Source organism: Coprobacter secundus subsp. similis, from assembly GCF_015097275.1.
GTDB classification, from domain to species: domain Bacteria; phylum Bacteroidota; class Bacteroidia; order Bacteroidales; family Coprobacteraceae; genus Coprobacter; species Coprobacter secundus.
Genome location: NZ_AP023322.1, coordinates 1,572,410 through 1,596,444, shown reverse-complemented (window position 1 = coordinate 1,596,444; position 24,035 = coordinate 1,572,410). Strand labels below are relative to the sequence as shown.

The 24,035-nt window shown below is 34.6% G+C and carries 15 protein-coding genes; 12 read left to right on the top strand and 3 right to left on the bottom strand.

Annotated features, from left to right (window positions below; translation table 11 throughout):
* Positions 1–53 precede the first annotated feature (53 nt).
* The 9 genes from Cop2CBH44_RS06365 (at position 54) to Cop2CBH44_RS16710 (ending at position 9,981) form a co-directional block, all read left to right on the top strand.
* Positions 54–971: a hypothetical protein gene (locus Cop2CBH44_RS06365; RefSeq protein WP_021931453.1), complete on the top strand. Its 918-nt coding sequence runs from the start codon at positions 54–56 to the stop codon at positions 969–971.
* Positions 972–983: 12 nt separating this feature from the next.
* Positions 984–1,526 carry a DUF4924 family protein gene (locus Cop2CBH44_RS06360; RefSeq protein ID WP_021931454.1) on the top strand — a complete coding sequence of 181 codons (543 nt, stop codon included), beginning with the start codon at positions 984–986 and terminating at the stop codon, positions 1,524–1,526.
* Positions 1,527–1,551: 25 nt separating this feature from the next.
* Complete coding sequence (gene rfbD / locus Cop2CBH44_RS06355) at positions 1,552–2,412, top strand: dTDP-4-dehydrorhamnose reductase (RefSeq protein WP_021931455.1); 861 nt, start codon at positions 1,552–1,554, stop codon at positions 2,410–2,412.
* A 12-nt stretch (positions 2,413–2,424) separates the two neighbouring features.
* Positions 2,425–4,005, top strand: a complete 1,581-nt coding sequence (locus Cop2CBH44_RS06350) for a peptide chain release factor 3 (RefSeq protein ID WP_200755739.1) — start codon at positions 2,425–2,427, stop codon at positions 4,003–4,005.
* Positions 4,006–4,069: 64 nt separating this feature from the next.
* Positions 4,070–6,289 carry a monovalent cation:proton antiporter family protein gene (locus tag Cop2CBH44_RS06345; RefSeq protein WP_200755738.1) on the top strand — a complete coding sequence of 740 codons (2,220 nt, stop codon included), beginning with the start codon at positions 4,070–4,072 and terminating at the stop codon, positions 6,287–6,289.
* A 70-nt stretch (positions 6,290–6,359) separates the two neighbouring features.
* A complete protein-coding gene (guaA, locus tag Cop2CBH44_RS06340; RefSeq protein ID WP_200755737.1) occupies positions 6,360–7,883 on the top strand; it encodes a glutamine-hydrolyzing GMP synthase in 1,524 nt (507 codons plus the stop codon).
* Positions 7,884–8,049: 166 nt separating this feature from the next.
* Entirely contained in the window at positions 8,050–9,318 is a 1,269-nt protein-coding gene (locus Cop2CBH44_RS06335; protein ID WP_200755736.1) for a DcaP family trimeric outer membrane transporter, read from the top strand.
* 244 nt (positions 9,319–9,562) lie between these two features.
* Positions 9,563–9,895, top strand: a complete 333-nt coding sequence (locus Cop2CBH44_RS16525; RefSeq protein ID WP_021931461.1) for a hypothetical protein — start codon at positions 9,563–9,565, stop codon at positions 9,893–9,895.
* On the top strand, positions 9,856–9,981 hold the full coding sequence (locus tag Cop2CBH44_RS16710) for a hypothetical protein (protein WP_416336731.1): 126 nt from the start codon (positions 9,856–9,858) through the stop codon (positions 9,979–9,981). The genes Cop2CBH44_RS16525 and Cop2CBH44_RS16710 overlap by 40 nt, the downstream gene beginning before the upstream one ends.
* 116 nt (positions 9,982–10,097) lie before the next feature.
* Here the strand turns inward: Cop2CBH44_RS16710 and Cop2CBH44_RS06325 are convergent, their stop codons facing one another.
* Complete coding sequence (locus tag Cop2CBH44_RS06325; protein WP_200755734.1) at positions 10,098–12,188, bottom strand: M3 family metallopeptidase; 2,091 nt, start codon at positions 12,186–12,188, stop codon at positions 10,098–10,100.
* Positions 12,189–12,354: 166 nt separating this feature from the next.
* Here Cop2CBH44_RS06325 and Cop2CBH44_RS06320 point away from each other — a divergent pair, with 166 nt between their 5' ends.
* Positions 12,355–14,193, top strand: coding sequence for an LTA synthase family protein (locus tag Cop2CBH44_RS06320; RefSeq protein ID WP_200755733.1), 1,839 nt, complete (start codon positions 12,355–12,357; stop codon positions 14,191–14,193).
* A 120-nt stretch (positions 14,194–14,313) separates the two neighbouring features.
* Here Cop2CBH44_RS06320 and Cop2CBH44_RS06315 read toward each other — a convergent pair whose 3' ends face one another.
* The gene (locus Cop2CBH44_RS06315; RefSeq protein WP_200755732.1) at positions 14,314–16,536 is read right to left on the bottom strand and encodes a tetratricopeptide repeat protein; all 2,223 of its coding nucleotides are present in this window, start codon (positions 16,534–16,536) and stop codon (positions 14,314–14,316) included.
* A 135-nt stretch (positions 16,537–16,671) separates the two neighbouring features.
* Positions 16,672–17,406: a hypothetical protein gene (locus Cop2CBH44_RS06310; protein ID WP_021931465.1), complete on the bottom strand. Its 735-nt coding sequence runs from the start codon at positions 17,404–17,406 to the stop codon at positions 16,672–16,674.
* A gap of 897 nt (positions 17,407–18,303) precedes the next feature.
* Here Cop2CBH44_RS06310 and Cop2CBH44_RS06305 point away from each other — a divergent pair.
* Both Cop2CBH44_RS06305 and Cop2CBH44_RS06300 read left to right on the top strand, forming a co-directional pair.
* Positions 18,304–20,892: a zinc-dependent metalloprotease gene (locus Cop2CBH44_RS06305; RefSeq protein ID WP_200755731.1), complete on the top strand. Its 2,589-nt coding sequence runs from the start codon at positions 18,304–18,306 to the stop codon at positions 20,890–20,892.
* 11 nt (positions 20,893–20,903) lie between these two features.
* Positions 20,904–23,996 carry a SusC/RagA family TonB-linked outer membrane protein gene (locus Cop2CBH44_RS06300; protein ID WP_200755730.1) on the top strand — a complete coding sequence of 1,031 codons (3,093 nt, stop codon included), beginning with the start codon at positions 20,904–20,906 and terminating at the stop codon, positions 23,994–23,996.
* Positions 23,997–24,035: the final 39 nt, after the last annotated feature.

Genomic DNA, 24,035 nt, shown 5'->3' with positions numbered 1-24,035 from the left:
TTGGAGAAAATTATTGCCTTTGGAATAGTTAAATAAAGGAGAGATAAAATTGTATGAAAAGAGTTCATGTAGTTTCAGCAGGTGATTCATATATGTATCGTTTGGCAATAGCGCTAAAAAACAAGGGGTACGATGTCAGCTGTTCTGGTGTAAAGTATGATTCTCCTGAGGCACAGGAACTTTTGCAGAGTGATGTTTTACTGGAAGAATTATCATATTTTACAGTATCGTCGCGTCCGAGGATAGATTATGTAGTACCATCTTTGCAAGTTACGGCAGAACATCCTGAGATAAAAAAAGCAAGGGAACAAGGTTTGTTGGTGGTTGCTTTTCCTGATTTTATCTTACGCATGGCAAAAGATAAGATAAGAGTCGTGATTAGTGATGTAAGATATCCGACTCGTATTTTGTCAATGATTTATCGAGCAGTTGTTCGTCAGAATATGAGGTGCGATTATGTTGTGATGAATGAAATGAAAGGACTTGAAAAACGTATAGTGCTGAGTTATGATGCTCGCATAATACTTTTAGAGGGAGATGAGACAGATACCTACATGTTCGAAAAAAAGCCAACACATCATCTATATCGTCCTCATATATTGTTATTACCAGATGTAAAATGGCATGCTTCTGAAACGTTTCCGACGTTGGAGTCTTATAAAAATCTTTTAAAGGAAATGGTGGCGTCAATTGAACGAGATGGGAAATTTATATATAATCAGAATATTCCGTTTTTGCAAGAGTTAGCTGGTTCAGTGCGAGAAGACATTACAGCCATACCTTATTCTTCGCATAAAATAATGGAGAATGCAGGTCAGGTTTGTTTGGACACGCGTTATGGATTGATACCGGTGTGCCATAGTGATGAGGATTTTCTCTGTGATCTCAATGCCGCACGTTTAGCAAGCCGTCAGTTGGGAGTAAATGATAAAGATTTTTATCAATTAGTGTCGGAATTTGTAAATGAATAACAGATACATATCATGATAATTGCCAGTCAGAAGAAAAAAGAAAATATCGCAGAATATCTGCTGTATATGTGGCAGATAGAGGATTTAATACGAGTCTATAAATTGGATATTGATGCTATACAAAAATATATTATAGACCCATATGATATCTCGGATGAGAAGAAAAAAGAGATGCGTGACTGGTATGAAAGTTTGATTGAGATGATGCGTTCTGAAGGTGTAGAGAAAAAGGGGCATTTACAATTGAATAAAAATGTAATTATTGATTTGACTGATTTACATTTAGCACTTTTAAAGTCTCCTCGTGAACCTTTTTATGGAGCTTCTTTTTTCAAAACTTTACCTTATATCGTAGAGTTGAGAGGTAAATCAGGAAGTGAACAGGTGGGAGAAATTGAAACCTGTTTTAATGCTTTATATGGAGTGCTATTATTAAAGTTGCAGAAAAAAGAACTTTCGGAAAATACACAAATAGCTATTAAGCAGATCACTACTTTTCTGACTCTTCTTTCCGAAAAGTACAAGCAAGAAAAAGCAGGTGATTTAGAATTATAAAAGATTGATACTGAAATAAAAGAGAATGAGCACAATTTTGGTTACAGGGGCTAATGGCCAGTTGGGTAATGAGATGCGCGATTTGTCCAAAATACATCTTGTACATAATTTTTTATTTACGGATATAGATGCGTTGGATATAACTGACGCTCAGGCTGTTCTGTCGTTTGTTTCGGATAACAAAGTAGACTATATTGTCAATTGTGCTGCTTATACAGCCGTAGATAAAGCTGAAGATGATATTTTATCCTGTCGGAAAATAAATGCTTTGGCTGTACAGAATTTAGCTAAAGCAGCTTCTATTAATGGTGTGCGTATGATTCATATTTCTACAGATTATGTGTATGATGGATGTGGTTATAGGCCCTATGAAGAGGATGATCAAGTAGCTCCGGTCTCGGTTTATGGAAAAACTAAACTCGAAGGAGAAAAACTTTTACTTGATGCTTGTTATCAGTCCGTCGTATTGCGCACTTCGTGGCTTTATTCTTCATATGGCAATAATTTTGTAAAAACTATGTTGCGTTTGGGGGAAGAGAAGGAACAGATCTCGGTGGTTTTTGACCAGATTGGGACGCCTACATATGCTGCTGATTTAGCTCAAGCCATTATGAAAATAATTGATTCTCCAGAGTTTGTCCCAGGAATTTATAATTTTTCAGATGAAGGGGTATGTAGTTGGTTTGACTTTGCTGTGAGCGTGCATCGTATTGCCGGAATTAGTAAATGTAAAGTATTGCCTATAGAAAGTAGAGAATATCCGGCAAAAGCTGTACGGCCATTTTACAGTGTAATGAATAAAAAGAAAATAAAGAAAACATATAAGTTTGATATTCCTCATTGGGAAGAGAGTCTTAAAAAGTGTATTACAATTTTAATGAAATAATCTTTATATAAAGTGAGCACATTAAACGAAGAAATTCTGAAACGACGTACGTTTGCAATAATTAGTCATCCTGATGCAGGTAAAACGACACTGACAGAAAAGTTGTTATTATTTGGTGGAGCAATCCATGTAGCAGGAGCGGTAAAGTCTAATAAAATAAAGAAAACTGCAACCTCCGACTGGATGGAGATAGAAAAACAAAGAGGTATTTCTGTTGCTACATCGGTGATGGGATTTAATTATGGTGATTATAAAATCAATATTCTTGATACACCGGGACATCAGGATTTTGCTGAAGATACGTATCGTACATTGACTGCGGTAGATAGTGTGATTATCGTTATTGATGCAGCAAAAGGGGTGGAAATGCAAACTCGTAAGTTAATGGAAGTTTGTCGGATGCGCAATACTCCTGTAATTGTTTTTATAAATAAGATGGATAGGGAGGGAAAAGACCCTTTTGATTTACTTGATGAGGTGGAGGCTGAGTTGAAGATTAGTGTGAGACCATTGAGTTGGCCGATTAATATCGGGCAGCGTTTTAAGGGCGTTTATAATATTTATGAAGAAAATCTGAATCTCTATACTCCTAGTAAACAAATAGTAACAGAATCTGTAGAGTTTAGGGATATCAATAATCCTGAACTTGAGAAATATATTGGTGAGATGGATGCTGAAAAATTGAGGTCAGATCTTGAACTTATTGAGGGAGTATATCCAGATTTTAATGTTTCAGAGTATCTTCAGGGACGTATGGCTCCAGTCTTTTTTGGCTCAGCATTAAATAATTTTGGCGTAAAAGAATTGCTGGATTGTTTTGTAAAAATAGCGCCTACACCGCAGCCAATTCAAGCCGTAGAACGAGAAGTGAATCCTGAAGAGGAAGCTTTCTCAGGATTTGTTTTTAAGATACATGCTAATATGGATCCCAATCATAGAAGCTGTATTGCATTTGTTAAAATTTGTTCTGGAAAATTTGAGCGAAATGCCAATTATAAGCATGTACGTCAGGGTAAAATGATGCGTTTTTCGAGTCCGACTGCATTTATGGCTCAGAAAAAGTCTACAGTTGATGAGGCGTATCCGGGTGATATTGTGGGACTTCCTGATACAGGAAACTTTAAAATCGGAGATACATTAACTTCTGGAGAGAATTTGCATTTTAAAGGTTTACCCAGTTTTTCGCCGGAAATGTTCAAATATATTGAGAATACAGACCCGATGAAGACCAAACAGCTTAATAAGGGTGTGGAACAGCTTATGGATGAAGGAGTAGCTCAACTATTTGTGAACCAATTTAATGGTCGAAAATTGATAGGTACGGTAGGTCAGTTACAATTTGAGGTTATTCAATATAGATTGTTGCATGAATATGGAGCACAATGTAAGTGGGAACCTGTAAGTTTGTATAAGGCTTGTTGGGTAGAAAGTGATGATTACGAGGCTCTTGATGCATTCAAAAAACGTAAATATCAATTTATGGCAAAAGATAAAGAAGGACGGGATGTTTTTCTGGCTGATTCGAATTATGTTTTGCAGATGGCTCAATCTGATTTTCCAAAAATAAAGTTTCATTTTACTTCTGAGTTTTGATATAGAGAACCATATTTATAAAATGAAATAATACAATTCTGTTCTTAATCTAAACATATGGCTGATGGGACACCTAAATACATTAATATCAGATTTAGCCTTGATTCTTGTTGTTGCTGGCGTTACAACATTGTTGTTTAAATGGCTAAAACAACCGGTAGTTTTAGGCTATATTGTTGCCGGTTTTTTAGTTGGACCTCATTTTTCATTTTTTCCAACTGTATCGGATTTGGCAAATATAAATGTATGGTCTGAAATAGGAATTATTGTTCTATTGTTTTCTTTAGGACTTGAATTTAGCTTCCGTAAATTGGTTAATGTTGGTGGTTCGGCAGTCATAACGGCTGCCGTTATTGTTGTAGGCATGATGCTTTTAGGGTATGCTGCAGGTCGAATACTTCATTTTACGTACCTCGATAGCGTTTTCTTAGGAGGGATGTTGTCTATGTCATCTACGACGATTATAATCAAAGCATTTACTGATTTAAATATGCGTAAGCAGAAATTTACGTCTATTGTATTTGGTGTACTTATTGTGGAAGATATGTTTGCCGTGTTGATGATGGTATTGCTTTCTTCCATTGCTGTTAATAATGAATTAGAAGGTAGCGAACTTATATACAGTATTTTAAAACTTGCTTTTTTCCTGATAACGTGGTTTTTGGTTGGCATATTTGTTATTCCTACTTTCTTGAAAAAGGCCCGTCGTTTTTTAAATTCGGAGACGTTGTTGGTAGTTTCTATGGGCTTATGTTTGGGAATGGTGGTTTTAGCTTCTTATGCAGGGTTTTCTTCAGCGTTAGGTGCATTTGTCATGGGGTCTATTTTGGCAGGAACAAATGAGGCTGAAAAGATAGAAAAGGTAGTTCAACCTGTTAAGGACCTATTTGGAGCGGTATTTTTTATTTCAGTGGGTATGCTGGTTGATCCTGTGATATTGACTCAATATGCTTTACCTATTATTCTTTTATCTTTAGTTGTTATTTGTGGACAAATATTATTTGGTACGACAGGAATGCTTATTTCCGGCCAGCCATTAAATGTAGCTGTGAAATCAGGATTTAGTCTTTCCCAAATAGGAGAGTTTGCTTTTATTATAGCAACGTTGGGAATGACATTAAAGGTCATAGATGGATTTTTATATCCGATTGTTGTTGCGGTTTCTGTAATAACAACCTTTACGACTCCGTATTTTATAAAGATGGCAGATCCTGCTTCTAAATGGATTGAAAATCATTTACCAGAACGGTTGAGTTTTCTTATTGATAGATATAGTGCTAATGCTTCGACTGTACAAGTTGAAAATCCTTGGAAAAAGGTGTTGGGGGTATATTTAGGAAAGATAGCTTTATATTCAACTATACTCATTGGAATTTTGATTTTGTCTTTATCTTGGTTTATACCAATGATAGAAGATGTTGTTCCTGATTCATGGGGCACTACGTTGGGGGTAGTGATAACATTAGCGGTCATGTCTCCTTTTTTGTGGGGATTAGCAATGAAGCGCATTAACAGTCGGAAACTGATGTCAATAAAAGAAAATAAAAGTGCAAATTTTGTACCTTTATTTTTAATGGTTATTTTACGTTTTTTGATAGGCTTGGCGTTTGTAGTCTATTTCCTGTCAAAAGTATATTCACAGAGGACTGGAGTTCTTTTGGGTGTTGTGTTATTTGTTCTTATCACGCTTTTTTTATCAAAAAGATTACAACGGCAGATTTTGTCTCTTGAAAGTCGATTTATGGATAATCTTAATGAGAGGGAACTTCGACGTACAGGAAAGAAAAATAATCTAGTACATAATATGCATTTGGCCCATATGGAAGTATACGGTAGTTGTGAGTTTATAGGCAAACGATTGGCAGATGCTAATATCCATAGAAATTATGGGGTGAATATTGTTAGTATAAAACGAGGAAATAAGAGGATAAATATTCCGAAAGGAGATAGTCGTATATTTCCTGGAGATTTAATTAGTGTTATAGGGACAGATGAACAGATTCAACGCTTCCTCGAGGCTGTAGAACCTGAGGATGCGGGTACAGATGCCGAAGAACCGGAAATCCATTTTGAATTTGAAAGAATTGCCATACCGAATGATTCATCATTAATAGGAAAAACTTTAGCTCAGTCTGGTATTCGTGAAAAGGATTCATGTTTGGTTGTTGGGATAGAACATGCTGACGGGAGTTTTTACGAGCCTACGGCTGATTTTCTATTTAAGAAAGGAGATATGATATGGATTGTAGGGGAAAAGGAAAAAATAGGAGCGATATTGAGTTAATATTGTATTGTGTATTTGCCTTGTAATAACTATTTTTGTAAAACAAATAAAAAAATAATAAATATACTTCATGCAGGAAAAAATCGTTATTCTTGATTTCGGGTCTCAGACCACACAGTTGATTGGGCGTCGGGTGCGAGAACTCGATACATATTGTGAAATTCTGCCATACAATAAGTTTCCTAAGGGAGATGCAAATATTAAGGGAGTGATACTGTCCGGTAGTCCTTTTTCTGTGTATGATCAGGATGCATTTAAAATAAATTTGGATGAAATTCGTGGTAAGTATCCGATTTTAGGCATTTGTTACGGAGCTCAGTTTATAGCTTATACTAATGGTGGGAAAGTAGAGCCGGCAGGATCCCGGGAATATGGCAGGGCACATTTATCATCGTTTGATAAAAGCAATGTCTTATTTAAAGACATTAAGCTTGGAACGCAAGTTTGGATGTCCCATGGAGATACAATAACATCTATTCCGGGGAACTTTAAGAAGATAGCTTCTACTGATGAGGTTGCCATTGCTGCATACCAGATTGAGAATGAAAAAATATGGGGAGTACAATTTCATCCAGAGGTTTATCATACGGAAGAGGGAACTCAATTATTAAAAAACTTTGTAGTTGATATTTGTGGTTGTAAACAGGATTGGTCACCTGCATCGTTTATTGAAAGTACGGTTGTCGAATTGCGACAGCAACTTGGAGATGATAAAGTAGTATTAGCTCTAAGTGGAGGGGTAGACTCATCGGTCGCTGCAGTATTATTGAATAGAGCTATAGGAAAGAATCTTACATGTATATTTGTTGACCATGGAATGCTGCGTAAGAATGAGGCAAGAAATGTATTGCGGGATTACGAGTGTTTAGGTTTGAATGTAATTGGGGTGGATGCCAGTGCCAAATTTTTTAAGGAATTGGCCGGAGTAACTGACCCTGAGCGTAAACGTAAGATTATAGGTAAGGGATTTATTGATGTATTTGACGAGGAAGCTCATAAAATAAAAAATGTAAAATGGTTGGCTCAGGGGACGATTTATCCCGATTGTATTGAGTCGTTGTCAATTACGGGAACTGTTATCAAAAGTCATCATAATGTAGGAGGATTACCTGAGAAGATGAATCTGAAGTTGTGTGAGCCACTACGTCTACTCTTTAAAGATGAAGTGAGACGAGTAGGTCGGGAATTGGGTATGCCGGAACATCTTATTACACGTCATCCATTTCCAGGACCGGGATTGGCGGTTCGTATATTGGGAGATATAACTCCTGAGAAAGTACGTGTTTTGCAAGATGCTGATGATATTTTTATTCAGGGTCTTCGTGATTGGGATTTATATGATCAGGTCTGGCAAGCAGGTGTGGTATTGCTTCCTGTTCAGTCGGTTGGTGTTATGGGAGATGAACGTACATATGAGCGGGCTGTGGCTCTTCGTGCCGTGACTTCAACTGATGCAATGACTGCTGATTGGGCTAAGCTTCCATATGAATTTTTAGGGAAGATATCGAATGAAATCATTAATAAAGTAAAGGGGGTTAATAGAGTCGTGTACGATATAAGCTCAAAACCACCTTCAACTATTGAATGGGAGTAAAGAGAACGATAAAAAGTATATAAAATAGCTTCGACTTTTTTTAAAGTCGAAGCTATTTTATTAAAAAAAGATATTTGATAAATAGAGGTAAACTTTTTCTTTATGCCTGTGTTATGTTTAATGTGTTTCGTGAATACGAAATTGATAAACGTTAAAAATAATCATAATGAAAAAGTTGTTATTATTGTGTATAATACTGTGCCTTTCTTTATCTGAATTTCCGGTTTGGGCACAGAAAAAAAACAACCGTCCGCGTGATGTGATATTTTTGTTGGGGAAAGGTAATGGCAATGATGAAATCATTGGTATTTTTTATGAAACCCAATTACAGCATTTTCAGGATCCGAGGGCACCACGTTTTTTGTTATTAGATCAAAAACGAAAAGTTGCTTTAGGTATTGGTGGGTATGTAAAGATGACTGTATCCGATGATTTTAAGGGAATTTCAGATAATATAGATTTTATTCCTTATGATATTGCTGTACCGAATAATCATGTTGATAATGGACAGTTTCAAATGGATGTATTTACCTCTCGTTTATTTTTGAAACTTGTAGGTGCCAATAAGACTTTAGGCAAATATACAGCCTATATAGAGACTGATTTTAGGGGACCACATCATACATTACGTTTGCGCCAAGCCTATGTATCAATGAAAGGTTTTTTGTTGGGACAGTCTTGGAGTACGTTTTCTGATCTGTCGGCTTTACCCCCCACGATTGACTTTCAAGGGCCGAATGGAAATACGGCTTTACGTAATGTGCAATTACGATATACATTTAGTTTGGGAAAACATTGGTCTGCAGCAGCAGCAATAGAAGCCCCACAGGTTAGTTATACTTTGACAGATAACACTCAAATGATTCATCAACGTATGCCGGATATACCCTTATGGATACAATTTGATTGGGGCAAAAATAGCCATATTCGGGCTTCAGGATTGTTTCGAGGTTTATCGTATCGTAATGATATACTGAGAAAAAATAGAATGAAAATGGGATGGGGAGTACAGATGAGTGGTCTTGCTGAAATTATTCCACAGCTTTCATTTTATTATCAAGGAACTTATGGTAAGGGGATATCCCAGTATGTTACAGATTTATCAGGAAATAATTTAGATTTAGTTCCTGACCCTAAAAATCCGGGACACCTACAAGCCGTTCCTGTTTTGGCTGTAGTTGGGGGGATACGGTGGAATATAACTCCCAAATTATTCACTTCAGCAAATTATAGTTTAGCACACGTATATTATGAAAATGGATATACTGTTTCAGACGGATATAAACAAGGTCAGTATATTTGTGGTAATATGTTTTATAATTTGACTTCGAGCTGTATGTTAGGCGTAGAATATTTACATGGTATTCGTGAAGATAAGAATAAAACTTTGGGACATGCTAATCGTGTACAAGCTTCTGTACAATACAATTTTTAATAGGTGGAGGTTGTTATAATTGATAAGTTAAGATAAAGAAGTCAAAAATATGTACCACAGATATTTTTGACTTCTACTCTATTTAAATACTTTTTTATTTCATGTTTTTTACTTTATTTCGATATTTTTTAATGTTTAAGATAATGACGATAGGCAATTTATGAATCTCTCCAGACTTTGGAAGTTCAGGAAGTCTTGACATTGTACCGTCGTTATTTATCAATATCTGCAATGAATTTATGATATGATGCAGAAATCTGATCATATTACAGGTATAAATCATGTTATATTGTTATTTGATATTTTAGATGAGTTGAGCAGGTGTACAATGTATAAGTTATTATTTATAACAGCCTATAGTATATATAATAATGGAAATGTACAGGTTCGAGGACCGGTAGATAGAGTATATGATTATTTATATAATTATTTTAAAGAGAAGGTTTCATTGCATGTGTTGGCTCATCATGTGAATTTAATCCAACGGCTTTGTGCCGATATTTTAAACAACATACGAATAAAACAATTTTTGAGTGTTTGGCCGAAATCCGTATTGAACACACGTGTCATTTACTAACTTATTCAGATATGACAATTTCGGAAATAGCCTATGAATCAGAATACAATCAGATATCATTATTTAATAAGCAGTTTTATATATAATGTGTATGAATCCGACGGAGTATTGAAAACAAATGAAATGAATATTTTGTGTTGATGTAAGATAACAAGCTGGCTCAGATGAAGCCAGCTTGTTATCTTTTAAATAAAATTGTTTTTTATTCGGAAAGAATACCATCACGTTGCATCAGGGCATTAATACTGGGCTCTTGTCCACGGAAGCGTTTGTATAGAATCATTGGCTCTTCTGATCCTCCTTTCTCTAATATATTATGAAGGAATGAGTTGGCTGTTGTTCTATCAAAAATTCCATTTTTCTTAAATATCGAAAACGCATCAGCATCTAAAACTTCTGCCCATTTATATCCATAGTATCCAGCAGCATATCCTCCGGAAAAGATATGGCTAAGTTGGTTACTTATCATTGTATTATCTACACTTGGAAGTAATTGTGTTGGAGCTATTGCTTTTCTTTCAAAAGTAATTGCATCAGTTACTTGTGAGCTTTGTGTATGCCAAGCCATATCAAGCAGTCCGAATGTTAATTGCCTTATACAAAGGTAACCGGCATTATATTGTGATGCAGATACTATTTTGTTTACTAGTTCGGTGGGTATCTTTTCTTTTGTTTCATAATGTTCGGCAAACGTGTCTAAAAATTCCTTTTCAGTTAGCCAATTTTCCATAATTTGAGAAGGAAGTTCGACGAAATCTTGGTATACATTAGTCCCAGAAAGTGAACTATAGGTACATTTTGTCAAGAGTCCATGTAAAGAGTGTCCAAATTCATGAAGGAAAGTTTCGACTTCGTCAAAAGTCAATAAGGCAGGTTTCTTTTCAGTTGGACGTGTAAAATTCATGACAATGGTAACGTGAGGACGGCTATCTTTTCCGTCTTTTTCTTTCCACTGTCCCTTAAATTCTGTCATCCATGCTCCGTTACGTTTGCCTTCACGAGGATGGAAATCCGTGTATAGAACACCGATATATTCGTTGTTTGAGTCGAATACTTCGAAGGCTTCTACATCTGGATGATATACTGGTATTTTGGAGTTCTTTTTGAATGTAATCCCGTATAATCTGGTTGCTAGTCCGAATACCCCTTTTTTCACTTTACTAAGCTCGAAATAAGGTTTTAGCATTTCGTCGTTTAATTTGTATTTAGCATCTTTCAATTTATCAGCATAAAATGACCAATCCCAAGGCATAATATCTATGTTTTTGCCTTCCATACCGACAGCAAAGCCTTTTATTTCGCTTACCTCTTGTAATGCTATGGGTTTATAAGCTTCTAAAAGTTGATTGAGGAGATTATAAACATTTTTACTATTTTTTGCCATTTTGAATTCAAGAGCATATTCGGCATAGTTCTCTTTTCCCATAAGTTGGGCAATTTCATATCGTATTTGTGCAATACGTTCCATAATAATAGTATTGTCAAATTCTCCACTCATGCACCGACTATTATAGGCCCGATATAATTTCTCTCGTAAATCTCGGCGGGTAGAATATTTCATGAATGCAATATAACTAGGGAAAGAAAGGTCGAATAAATATCCGTTTTTACCTTTAATTTTAGCCAAGTGTGCGGCTGCATCGAGTGCACTTTGTGGTAGTCCAGCCAGTTCGTCTTTGTCGGTTAATAGCATCTCGAACTGGTTGGTTGCTTTCAAAACATTATGTCCGAACTGGAGTGTAAGTTGGCTTAATTCAGTACTTAGTTTACGATATTTTTCTTTATCTTTCCCTTGAAGATTTGCTCCTTTTTTAGCCATTCCTTCGTAGATATCAGTAAGTAACATTAGTTGTTCAGGGGTAAGATTTAAATCGTTGCGTTTATCGTATACAAATTTTACTCGCTCAAATAGTTTTTCATTTAGAGTAATATTATTTGAGTGTTCTGTCAATTTGGGAGAGATGCGTTGTGAAATTTCTATCATATCATCATTGCTTTCTGCTTCGAGTAAAGCAAAAAAAACATTTGCAACTCGATTTAGTAATTTTCCTGATGCATCAAGAGCTTCAATTGTATTTTCGAATGTCGGTATTGTCCGTTGATTGATGATTACATCGATTTCCTTTTGATGCTGACGCATACCTTCTTCGAATGCTGGTTCATAATCCGTTACTTTTATTTTATTGAACGGAGTAGTTTCGTGAGGAGTCTTATACTTCCCGAAAAATGGGTTTGCTGCTTGTGTCATGTAAATAAATGTAATTAATACTACAGATAATAATAATTTTCTCATAAAAAAGTTTTTGGTCTAGCGTGACAAAGTTATAAATAATCGTTGCTTTAACATAATGTAGCTATTAATTTATATTAATAGAGATTACAATAATCTGAATAAAAGAATCATTTAATTGTATTTTGGCATATTTTTGCTGTATATATATTTAAATTTTTTCTATAAAATGAAACATCGCCTATTCTATTTGATAAAAACATACGCTTGGTTCTTATTTATCTTTATATTACAGAAACCTATTTTCATGATTCGGCATTATGATTTATATCGTAATGTACCTCTTTCTGATTGGTTTGACGTAATGTATCATGGCCTGCCTTTGGATTTTTCTCTTTCAGCTTATATTCTAGTTATACCTGTATTTGTTACTCTTCTGACTGTTTGGGTTCAGGGACGTTGGAGCGAATTGGTCAGCCGGGTTTATTTTGGAATAATATCGTTACTTCTATCTATTATATTTATATGTGATATAGAACTATATTCATATTGGGGTTTTCGTATGGATGCAACCCCATTGTTTTATTTGAGTTCTCCTTCCGACGCAGCAGCTAGTGTCCCGTTATTAATTATGATACTTGTTCCTATTTGCATCATCTTTTATTTTATGTGTATATGGTTTCCTTTATCTCATTATATAGTAAAGGATATGCGCAATTGGCACTTTTGTAAACATCGTTGGAAGTGTACGATTTCATTTATTTTTGTTTTAGCGTTTTTATTTGTTCCTATCCGTGGAGGATTTTCTGTTTCTACGATGAATATAGGAAAAGTATATTTCAGTTCTAATATATCGCTGAATCATGCAGCTATCAATCCGGTGTTCAGTTTTATGACATCTTTGTCCAAGGAGAAAGATTTTAAGAATCAATATCGTTTTATGAATGATGAAAAAGCGGAAGAAATATTTACTTTGTTAAAAGGTGGAGATAATTATTTGCTTGAGGATTCACTTCGGTGGATAAAGACAGATAACCCAGATATTTTGCTGATAATATTGGAGAGTTTTTCGGGGGCAGCTATGGATAGTCTATGTGCCGATGCTCCTGCGGGGATAATGCCTAATCTTACGCAATTAGCAAGAGAAGGATTATTTTTTACTAACTTTTATGCAAATAGTTTTCGTACGGATAGGGGATTAGTTGCTGTTTTGAGCGGATATCCGGCTCAACCGACTACTTCTATTATGAAGTATCCGTCAAAATCACAATCATTGCCTGCTATAGCTAAATCTCTTGTTAGAAGAGGCTATGAAACCCAATTTCTGTATGGAGGAGATGCTGATTTTACAAATATGCGTTCTTATTTTATATCTACTGGCTATCAAAGCATTATTTGTGACGAAGATTTCCCGATTAGTGAGCGTTTGTCGAAATGGGGAGCTAATGATGAAGTGACATTTGATAAATTTTTTAACTTGATAGCAAATCAGGAATATCATCCTTATATGAAAACTTTTTTGACATTGAGTAGTCATGAGCCTTTTGATGTTCCATATAAAAAATTTGATGATCCATATTTAAATTCAGTAGCTTATACTGATAGTTGCTTAGGTGCTTTCATTTCAAAGTTTAAGAAAACTCCGCAGTGGGATAATACATTAGTTATATTAGTGGCAGATCATGCCATGAGATATCCTGCAGGTATTCAAGAAGCTGATATTTTGAGACATCATATACCTATGGTCTGGACAGGCGGTGTGATAAAATCCCCTCGTGTCATATATGATTATGCATCGCAAATTGATATTGCTGCCACGCTTTTAGGACAGTTAGGTATATCTTATGATGATTTTGTATTTAGCAAAAACTTAGCTAATCCGAAACAATATAAATTTGCATATTATACATTTAAGGATGGATTTGGTTTTTTAGATGCAGACAATAGAGTGGTTTATGATAATGAATCGAATAGCATAATAATATCAGAAGGAAAGAGTGTTGAGAGGATGGAAGAGCGGGGCAAAGCCTATTTACAAAAATTATATGATGACTTAGGAAACCGCTAAGGATCCATTGATAATTTTTGATATTGTTTATAGTGATTATGTATCTTTCCAAGAAAAAGATGATTACTGAATAATTATTTTTTTCTTGATATTCGGAGTATTAGCATATATAATATTTATCTATTGTGATACACTGTACATAAGTTGGTCTAAAAGGATAGGAATGTCGTTTGCCGATATTCCTGCGTGGATGAGCTCGGCCGTATCTTGGGAAAAATTATGTAAAAATTTTTGCATGTCGTTATTGTCAGCAGCGACGGATTGTCTATATAATTCTATTGCTTTTCTTATGTTACCTAAAGCGAATTCAACGTGTCCGGCATTCATAAAATCGAGAGTTGAGGGTTTCTCTGACAATATTTTTTCGTAATATCTTTGTGCTTGATCACATTTCCCAATTAGGAATGAACACCAAGCAATAGGACGCCAAGCTTTGGAGCTTTTGGGATCGAGATAATCTACTTTAAAATAATGCTTTAAAGCTGCCCCATAGTCTTTCTGTTCCAGATAACAGTGGCCTATGTTCATTTCTATAGATAAGTTATCGGGTCGAAGTTTCTCTGCACGGTGATAGTATTCAAGGGCCATCTCAGATTTTTTCAAATTACGATAACATTGGGCTATACGTCTTATAGTCCAGAAACTTTCTGGATTTATCATTTCTGCTTTAAGATATTCTTCTAGAGCTTCTTCATAATTTCCGACCATTTGAAGGCAATATCCGGTTTTTTGATAAAGCTCACTATTTGAATGGTGTCTTGTGGCTAATTCATTAAATATCTCGAGTGCATCGGTATAATATTCTTTTTTGAAATAAAATTCACCGATCAGTTGTAAACTTTCATCGTCAGAAAATACAGGTTTTAGTAGAGGGATATGATACAAATTTAATCCCGTAGAAAAAGGGTCTTTAAATTCATTTTTTTTTGGATGCAATTTAAAAAAACGATATAGGTCTTGGATATATTGATTTGAAATATATTCGCTTTTTTTATTTTTTTTCATGAAAGCTTCTTCTTTTTCGAGACTATTCATTTCTGTTCCTTCATTGTTGAATTGTGATATCATCATCTGTCGTTGCGCTTCGGGAACGTGTGTCAAGCTCAGGCAAAAAGAATACTTGTCTGAATTGCATAAAAAGTGAGACATTCCGATAATCTTTTTAAAATTAGTATCTGTCCCGTCATTGGTAAAGACTTGGTTTAGAGCTGTATGTTCAGTTGAAAACGGCAAAAGCCAATTGCCTGGTTCATTAAAAAATGCGAAACTTTTCAAGTTAGCAAAAGTACTCATAAAAATATCAGCGCCTTCCATTTGTAAATTAGTAAGCTCTTTTAGCTTGTCTGTAATTCCGGCTTTGTCAAGGATGTCTTGCCATTCAGGATTCTTATCTAAAGCATCGATGTCGTTCATCAGCTCTTCAGGTTTTATCTTTTTATATAAGGATGGGCTGATTTTCATCATTTCAGGTAGCAATTCTTCTGTAAATTTTTTTGAAATGCGTTCTGTTTCACGGCTTTTGATGAATTGCAGAAAAATATTACGAGTGTCAGAACAAAATGTCGGATTTTCTTTTAACGAGTCTATTTGTAGACTGATGGTCGAGGATAAGGAAATACGTTCATTATACATTGACAATATCATTAATGCTCCGCATAAAGCTCGTAATCGTATTTCATCTGAATCGATGTTATAAGCTTCTAATAAAATAGATAATTTACGTTCATCATATCTGTGAAATAGATTTAGTGTCAGGGCAGATATAATGAGTGATGTTATCGTTTCAGGAAATTGTCTATCTAATATGGCATTTTTTATTAATGTACAGTCTTCTTCCGATGCCGGATAATTGGTCCATATGTTTAGGAATAATTCATTACTATATTTTTCTGCATCTTGTTTTAATTTGAATTGTTCTTCTGAACAATTTTCTTGTTTATCAAGTAAATCGTTCAATGATAAACTATTAATAGCATTATCAACTTCAGTAAAGCTTTTTTGAAGTGAATTTTCAGGTTGAGTATTGATATATCTTCGGTGACTGTAGTATAATGAAGATGATTCTCTTTCAAGGAGTCGATCGGTCACCTTGTCGGTCAAGTTATAAGTCGATAAAATTAGTTTATCATATATTTTTTTTCTTTCAGGATCATTAAATCCATCAAGCATGTATTGAATCATGTATTTGTAAGAGGTTTCCATTTCGTTTAGGGATTCAGTTATTTGCCAATCTTGTAGAATGGATATTAACTGGCCCAATAAACCAAATGATTCTTTTAATCTTCTTTCAAAGAGAAATTTATATATATTATTTTGAGTATTAATGATTTCTTTTGTTGTCATTTTTTATTTCTTGTGGGATATTTAATTTTTTAATGAGACAATTTTACCTCTCAATTTATGTTATACCAAATTTTGTGCCAAACTTTTAATATGTCAGTTAAACTTTTATATATAGTATGTTTGTTTTGATTTGCTTCATTGATGATATGTCCCTTTTTCTTTTACTAAAATAACGGATAATTGTGGATCTTTTCTCATTCGATAACCCAAAGGAGAGAACATTAGTTCGAGGGGATGAGAACGATGGGCCCAAGTAAGTAAATCTATATCGCTATCTAAATATTTTTTTATGGAGCGATACCACCAAAATGGAAAAGATAAAGCTTTAACGCATTTACTGTTGGCAATTTGTTCAAGAGAATCAGTATAGTGAATAATTTCTTCTTTTGATAGATGACTGGGTTTATCTAAGTCTATGTAGCAGGATGTGTACCATCCGGCATTGGTGAATTTTGCTAATGTCTGCCAATTTTTACTTTCAAGAATAATGCGGTCTTTGTCTATGTTATCTTCGGTTGTATTTTCTTCCAACCAGGCTAACCAATCATCAGCATTGTCTTCAGTTAAATTTTTGACATCAATCCAAATATGTTGTTCAGTAGTAGTTAATTCTTCAAAATATTCATCAAGAGTAATTCCAAATGTTGTATCTTCATCATGAGTGATATCAGGTATACCAGAATCCCGTAAAACAACGTCGACTTCTATACCGGGATACTTTTCTCCTATTTCATTATATTTTTCCAATGAATCTACACGATGTAACCACATTTTTGAGGGATAATACCATGGATATGAAATAGCAGCTAATAACAGTACTATGATAATACTGCCGAAGAATCCCCAAAAATGAAAATTGCGCACTTTCATAAAATTGACTTAAATTCAGGTAACGTCACTTTGCCTAATTGCTGAAAAATGCAGATACCTTTCCAGAATAAATAAGCATAAATATATAATACAAATATAGAGAATAAAGAAATATATTATATTGGGTATTCTGGTTATTTGTCAATTTATAAAAAAATTAGATGTGAAAGATGTAAAGTGAAGGCTCACTTTTTGGTGTAAAGCTATGAGATATAAAAGGCATTATTTACTTGAATATGAAACGGGAGATCTTTGTCATTAGAGATTTTCCATTTTTGAATAAGTATATTTTTTACTTTATAATTTATCTATAGATTTGTCTGTTGATTACCGAGATATAAGTTCGGAATTGAGAAAATGAAATTATGACGAATGTATTGAGTTGATATCGTAGAGTATTATATATCATTAAACTATGACGTTTTCATTTTCTTTTGGTGTCCTTTTTATCTTAGTGAGCCATTTATTTTTTGATCATAAATAATATTTGAAATAGTTTATAATTGAACATTATCCTAATTCATAGATAAAGTTTGAGATAGTTCTATTATATATCGAAATCTAAAGATATACTGATATGGTTGTAAATATAAAAGCTACTGGTTGCTCTTTTGATTTTGCAGAAAGGCAGAATATCCTATATAGTGTTAAAAAAAGTGTAATTTTTCTCATAATTTGACTTCGTTTTAAAGTTATGTTTATATTTTAATGTATATTTGTCACAAAAAAAGAAGGAAATGTACTCTTTTGAAACTTTTATTCTAAAATTTTAAGTGAATTCTAATTTATTGATGTCTTGTTTCATTAGATAACAGTATGTGAATGCCTAAATGCTTCAAAACTGATTTCATATGTATATGAAGCCTTAATTGTGAATTTGATATTTGTTTATTAATCATGAGAGTAAAACGAATTTTTATATTGGTGTTATTAGCATGTTTAGGTACATCCCATTACATGTTAGCAAAAAAGAAAAGTACAAAAACTTCTTTGGCATCAGTTTCTGTCTCGAAGATGTCAAATGATAGTACAGAATATAAGAAATTGGTAAAAGATACAAAGACTAAAAAGGGATTATTCGTAACTCATTTTTCTAAAGCGCATAAACTGTATTTTGAAATTCCAGATACGGCATTTTTTCATACCTATTTACTTACAAATCGAATTGCAAGTACAAGTAATACTCAGGATTTTGTTGCAGGGCAGATGGTTACGCGGCCTTTGCTCATACGTTTAAGCAAAGATGGAAATAATGTATATATACATAAAGTACAAACCGATAATGTTGTTGCAAAGGCAGATCCGATTTCTTCCGCATTTGATAAAAACTTTATGAATCCGGTGCTTAAGGCATTTAAGATTGTTGCAAGGAATGGTAAAAATGTAGTAATAGATGTTTCTTCTTTTTTTGGTGGGAATGAAAAGTGTATGAGTCCTTTAAAGCCAGAGAATCCATTAGCAAAGCTATTCGGGAACAGTAAAGCAATAAAAGGAACATTTGTTTCGGATGCTTCATCTATCACTGAAGTAAAAACTTTTCCTCAAAATATAGAAATAAAAAGTTCTATGTCTTTTACAACTTCGCCTTTGAACGAACCGTATACGGTAATTGTTCATCGGTCTTTTTTGTTGTTGCCAGATGAACCTATGAGAATGAGATTGCAGGATAATAGAGTAGGATATTTCAGTTCAGATCAATCCTTATATACATCATCGAGAGATAAGGTTGAACTTTGTACATTTATTCATCGTTGGCGTTTAGAGCCTAAAGAGAGAGAGAAAGAGAAATATTTTAGGGGGGAATTGGTCGAGCCTCGTAAACCAATTGTGTTTTATGTAGATAGTGCTTTCCCAGAAAAATGGAAAAAGGTGGTGAAACAAGGCATTGAGGATTGGAATATAGCGTTTGAGGCGGCAGGTTTTAAAAATGCAATAAGAGCTTTGGACTATCCGAAAAATGATCCAGATTTCGATCCTGACGATATGCGTTATAGTTGTGTGAAATATGCTGCGACAACGACAGCCAATGCGATGGGACCAAGTTTTGTGGACCCTCGTAGTGGTGAGATACTAACAGCAGATGTTATTTGGTATCATAATATTGTATCATTATTACATAATTGGCGTTTTACACAAACGGCCGCAGTTGATCCTCGTGTTCGTAAATCTGTGTTTGATGATGATGTAATGCAAGAGTCTATGCGCTATGTCGCAGCTCATGAGATAGGACATACTTTGGGATTGATGCATAATATGGGTGCGAGTTATGCTTTTCCTGTAGATTCTTTGAGAAGTGTAACATTTTCTAATAAATATGGTACGACTCCTAGTATAATGGATTATGCTCGTAATAATTTTATTGCACAGCCTGGAGATTTTGAGCGTGGAGTAAAACTTACTCCTCCAGTTTTAGGCGTCTATGATATTTTTGCAATAAAATGGGGATATAGTATTATTCCTAATGTGGATTCGAAAGAGCAAGAAAAGTATATTTTAGATAAGTGGATTGCAGAAAAGAAGAATGATTCGATGTATGAGTTTGGAGCACAGCAATTTTTTGGCACGATAGACCCTACTGATCAGACTGAAGATTTGGGAGATAATCATATGAAAGCTGGAGATTTGTCGATTAGTAATTTAAAAATTATAATGCAAAATTTGGAAGCTTGGACATTACAGCCTGGACATACTTATGATGCTGTTACTGATATGTATGCTCAAGTGGTGAAGCAATATTCTCGTCATTTAGGGCATGTGATGCCATATATTGGTGGCGTAAAATTTAAGGAGGTCCGTCAGGGGGAAGGTGAACCTGCAAAGACTTATTTAGATAAAAAGATGCAGAAGGAGGCTATGATGTGGTTATTGAATCAAGCTCGTACTTATAATGAGTGGCTTACACCTCCGTCTTTAATGTTGAAACTATCTATTGATTTGAATTCGAATGATAAATTGCAACGTGCTATTGTCGGATGTCTTTTGTATCCGGCTAATCTGTATCGTATTAAAGAAAGTGGGTTAGTTGACCCTAAAAATAATTATACACTTGAAAAATATATTAATGAGGTCATAACTGAAATATTTGGAGCTACATATAAAGGTGAAAAACTGAATGAAACGGAACAAAATTTACAAGCGGCGGCTTTGTCTGTGATTATAGGGTATACGAACCTTATGACAACATCTACGGCAAAGAGTTCGTCAAAGTCATTGTCAGATTATCTGGATATTGTCGCTTTAGAGTATGATCATTCTATTCCTTGTAATTATTCTGATGATCTATTGGGAGAGGGTAAGACCTCCTTTTTGCGAATTAATTTTGGATTACCGACTGTATCTCAAGTAGAGATTGCTCCTATTATGACTGCTAACCTAAAAAGAATACAGTCTCTTTATAAGCAGAGAAGAGGGCAGACATCTGATGAGTCTACTCGAAATTTTTACGATTATCAAATATTGAAAATTGAAAATTTATTTAAACAGTAATATTTATATAGATGAATAATATAGCAAGAATACTATGTATATTCTTACTGGGCTTTATTTCTTTTAATGTATTGGCTCAGAATGCCTTGGGGACATTTACGATCAAGGGAACAGTGGTGGATACGTCTGGAGAGCCAGTGATTGGTGCAACAGTGAAAATCAAAGATACTACAACTGCGACAATAACTGATGTTAATGCTAGTTTCTCAATGTTGGTTTCCGGTAAAGATGTGAAATTAGTGGCTTCATTTATAGGATATCAATCAAAGGAAATTACAGTAAAGAAAGGAGAGGCACCTATCCGTTTTGTTTTGGCGGAGGATGCCCAAAATCTTGATGAAGTTGTTATTGTTGGATATGGAACACAAAAAAAGTCTTCGTTGACCAGTTCTGTTGAAGTAATTAGAGGAGAGGATCTTTTGCAGATGCCTACTGCAAATCTTGATGAGGCTCTTAATGGACAAGTAGCAGGATTACAGGTTATGTCGTCTACTGGAGATCCTAGTTCTGCTAAGGAAGCGGATATTCGTATTCGAGGGGTAATTGGTGCTCCCTTGCTTGTTATTGATGGAGTTCCTCGATTTGGTAATAATACATCGGACGGAGAGATGAGATTATCGGATTTGAATCCGGATGATATAGAAAGTATATCTGTATTAAAAGATGCAGCAGCAGCAGCAGTTTATGGTGCTCGTGCTGCGAATGGGGTTATATTAGTAAAGACAAAGCGTGGAGCCAATGCCAATCAGAAAGTCCGAGTAAATTATCGGGGGCAATTTAATTTACAGCAGGCTACGGAGCTTCCAAAATTCCTTGGAGCATATGATTTTGCTAAATTGTATAATACTGCTATTGAAAATTCAATGAGTGAAAATTATACACAATATACAGAAGAACAGCTGGAAATGATTCGTACCCATTCTAATCCTAATGTATATGGAGATGAAAATTTGCTAGATTATTTAAATAAGTTTGGATATTCGACAATACATAGTTTATCTGTTTCTGGAGGATCTGGATTTATTAAATATTATGTTTCTGGAGGATATACCAATACAAAAGGTTTATATAGTGGAGTTGGTAGAGATAGATATAATTATTCTATAAAATTGGACGCGACTTTACTTAAGGGATTAGTCCTTTCTTTAGATGTAAATGGAAATCGGTCAGAAAACAAAAACACCAGTTATACAACTATTGATGCTGCGTATAGTTATTCTCCATTACAGACATTGAAATTTACAGATGGTTCTCTTGCTAGTTTGAGTGGCAGTAATCCATTGCTTGCTGTTGAGGGGTTGGGTGGTTATATAAAAAATAAGACTAATTTTAATACGATTTCGGCAAATTTGAATTATGAGTTTTCTCGTATTAAAGGGCTTTCGATGTATCTGAGAGCTACTTTTGACAGTAATAACTCGATAGAAAAAAGATTCAATAACCCCACTACTTTGTATCTTTATGATGAGAAAGATGGTTCTTTCTCAGAAGATCCGCTTACGACTTATCCTAAAGCAAAAATTACTTTGGAACAGAGGGATCAATTTGTTGATAATAAATTACTTGAAGCAGGGATTAATTATAATAGAACATTTGTAGAAAAACATAATGTCTCAGGTATGTTTGTCGCTAATTATCAAGACTATAAAAACTTATATATGGATGGTACAAATAATGATATGCCTGGGGAATATCCTGAAACGATGGGGACTGTTACAGATAGTAGTTTGAGTGGTAATGAGTATTATTATCAGAGAGCCTCTTTTATAGGACGGGCTACTTATGGGTATGATAATCGATATTTTATTGAAGGTAGTTTCCGTATTGATGGGTCTACCAAATTTCATCCAAATAATCGGTGGGGTTTTTTCCCTACGGTTTCGGCTTCTTGGATATTGTCGAATGAACGTTTTTTCAAACAGTGGGACCAACCTGCCATATCAAATGTAAAATTCAGGGCATCAACTGGTATCTTAGGTCGTGATGGAGGCATCTCGGATTATGCATATCTTAATAATTATATTTATGTTGTATCACAAGGATATAATATAAATTCTTCATATAAACCGGGAATTATAATGGATACGAATACTTATCCAAATCCTGATTTAAAATGGGAAAAAAGTAAGGATTATAATATTGCTGCTGACCTTGGTTTATGGGGAAATCGCATTGGAGTGACGTTTGAACACTATTGGAGATACAGGACAAATATGATTACTTCAGCCCCTACTTATTTGTATCCTCCTTCGACTGGGACAAATGGGGTTGTTCCGGAGATGAATTTTGGTAAAGTGAAAACTTGGGGCTGGGATCTTACGCTGACTCATAAAAATACTATTCGTAAAGTCCGGTATGATGTTGCTCTAACTCTTTCTAAAGTAAATGATAGAGTTCTGGATTATGGAGATGAATCTACTGTTACTCCGTCTCTTCGTCGTAAAGGTGGAAATTATATGGTGTGGAAAGTATATGAAGCTGAAGGACTGTTTCAATCATATGAAGAAATTATGTCTGCCCCAGATCATGATGGAAATGGAAATGCGTCTATCGCTCCAGGAGATATCCGATATAAAGATCAGGATGGTGATGGCTCTATAACTGAAAATGATCAGATATATGTTAAGAATTCGTCTTATCCAGATATGGCTTTTAGTATAAAGTTGGGACTACAGTATAAGGGCTTTTTCATGAATGCGATGTTTCAAGGAGTATCAGGATACCAGCAAAAAGTCAATGAACTTTATACTCTTGAAAGTGGAAGTTTACCTAGGTTTCAAGAGTATCATTTGAATGATAGTTGGACAGAAAGTAATCCTGGTGCCAATTATCCGAGAGTAAAATTTGCTTCTAAGACCGATAATAACAGGAAGGAGTCTACATTCTGGATTAAAGATTGCAATTTTGTCAGGCTTAAAAGTTTGTCAGTGGGATATGGATTACCTGCATCCCTGCTTCGGAAATGGAAAATATCATCATTGAGTATCGCTTTGCAGGGAAGTAATTTATTTACATTGTCTTCTCTTGATAATATGGATCCGGAATCTTTACGAGGATATCCTATTCAGAGGTCTTATGGGGTAACACTTAATTTTGGATTTTAAAGGATGGTTGGTTGTTTTGGAAAACTAAAAATATGATTG

Bases quoted from the DNA above. Each gene is read 5' to 3' on its own strand.
- Cop2CBH44_RS06365 (WP_021931453.1), top strand. From the start codon at position 54: ATGAAAAGAGTTCATGTAGTTTCAGCAGGTGATTCATATATGTATCGT.
- Cop2CBH44_RS06360 (WP_021931454.1), top strand. From the start codon at position 984: ATGATAATTGCCAGTCAGAAGAAAAAAGAAAATATCGCAGAATATCTG.
- rfbD (WP_021931455.1), top strand. From the start codon at position 1,552: ATGAGCACAATTTTGGTTACAGGGGCTAATGGCCAGTTGGGTAATGAG.
- Cop2CBH44_RS06345 (WP_200755738.1), top strand. From the start codon at position 4,070: ATGGGACACCTAAATACATTAATATCAGATTTAGCCTTGATTCTTGTT.
- guaA (WP_200755737.1), top strand. From the start codon at position 6,360: ATGCAGGAAAAAATCGTTATTCTTGATTTCGGGTCTCAGACCACACAG.
- Cop2CBH44_RS06335 (WP_200755736.1), top strand. From the start codon at position 8,050: ATGAAAAAGTTGTTATTATTGTGTATAATACTGTGCCTTTCTTTATCT.
- Cop2CBH44_RS16525 (WP_021931461.1), top strand. From the start codon at position 9,563: ATGATGCAGAAATCTGATCATATTACAGGTATAAATCATGTTATATTG.
- Cop2CBH44_RS06325 (WP_200755734.1), bottom strand. From the start codon at position 12,188: ATGAGAAAATTATTATTATCTGTAGTATTAATTACATTTATTTACATG.
- Cop2CBH44_RS06320 (WP_200755733.1), top strand. From the start codon at position 12,355: ATGAAACATCGCCTATTCTATTTGATAAAAACATACGCTTGGTTCTTA.
- Cop2CBH44_RS06315 (WP_200755732.1), bottom strand. From the start codon at position 16,536: ATGACAACAAAAGAAATCATTAATACTCAAAATAATATATATAAATTT.
- Cop2CBH44_RS06310 (WP_021931465.1), bottom strand. From the start codon at position 17,406: ATGAAAGTGCGCAATTTTCATTTTTGGGGATTCTTCGGCAGTATTATC.
- Cop2CBH44_RS06305 (WP_200755731.1), top strand. From the start codon at position 18,304: ATGAGAGTAAAACGAATTTTTATATTGGTGTTATTAGCATGTTTAGGT.
- Cop2CBH44_RS06300 (WP_200755730.1), top strand. From the start codon at position 20,904: ATGAATAATATAGCAAGAATACTATGTATATTCTTACTGGGCTTTATT.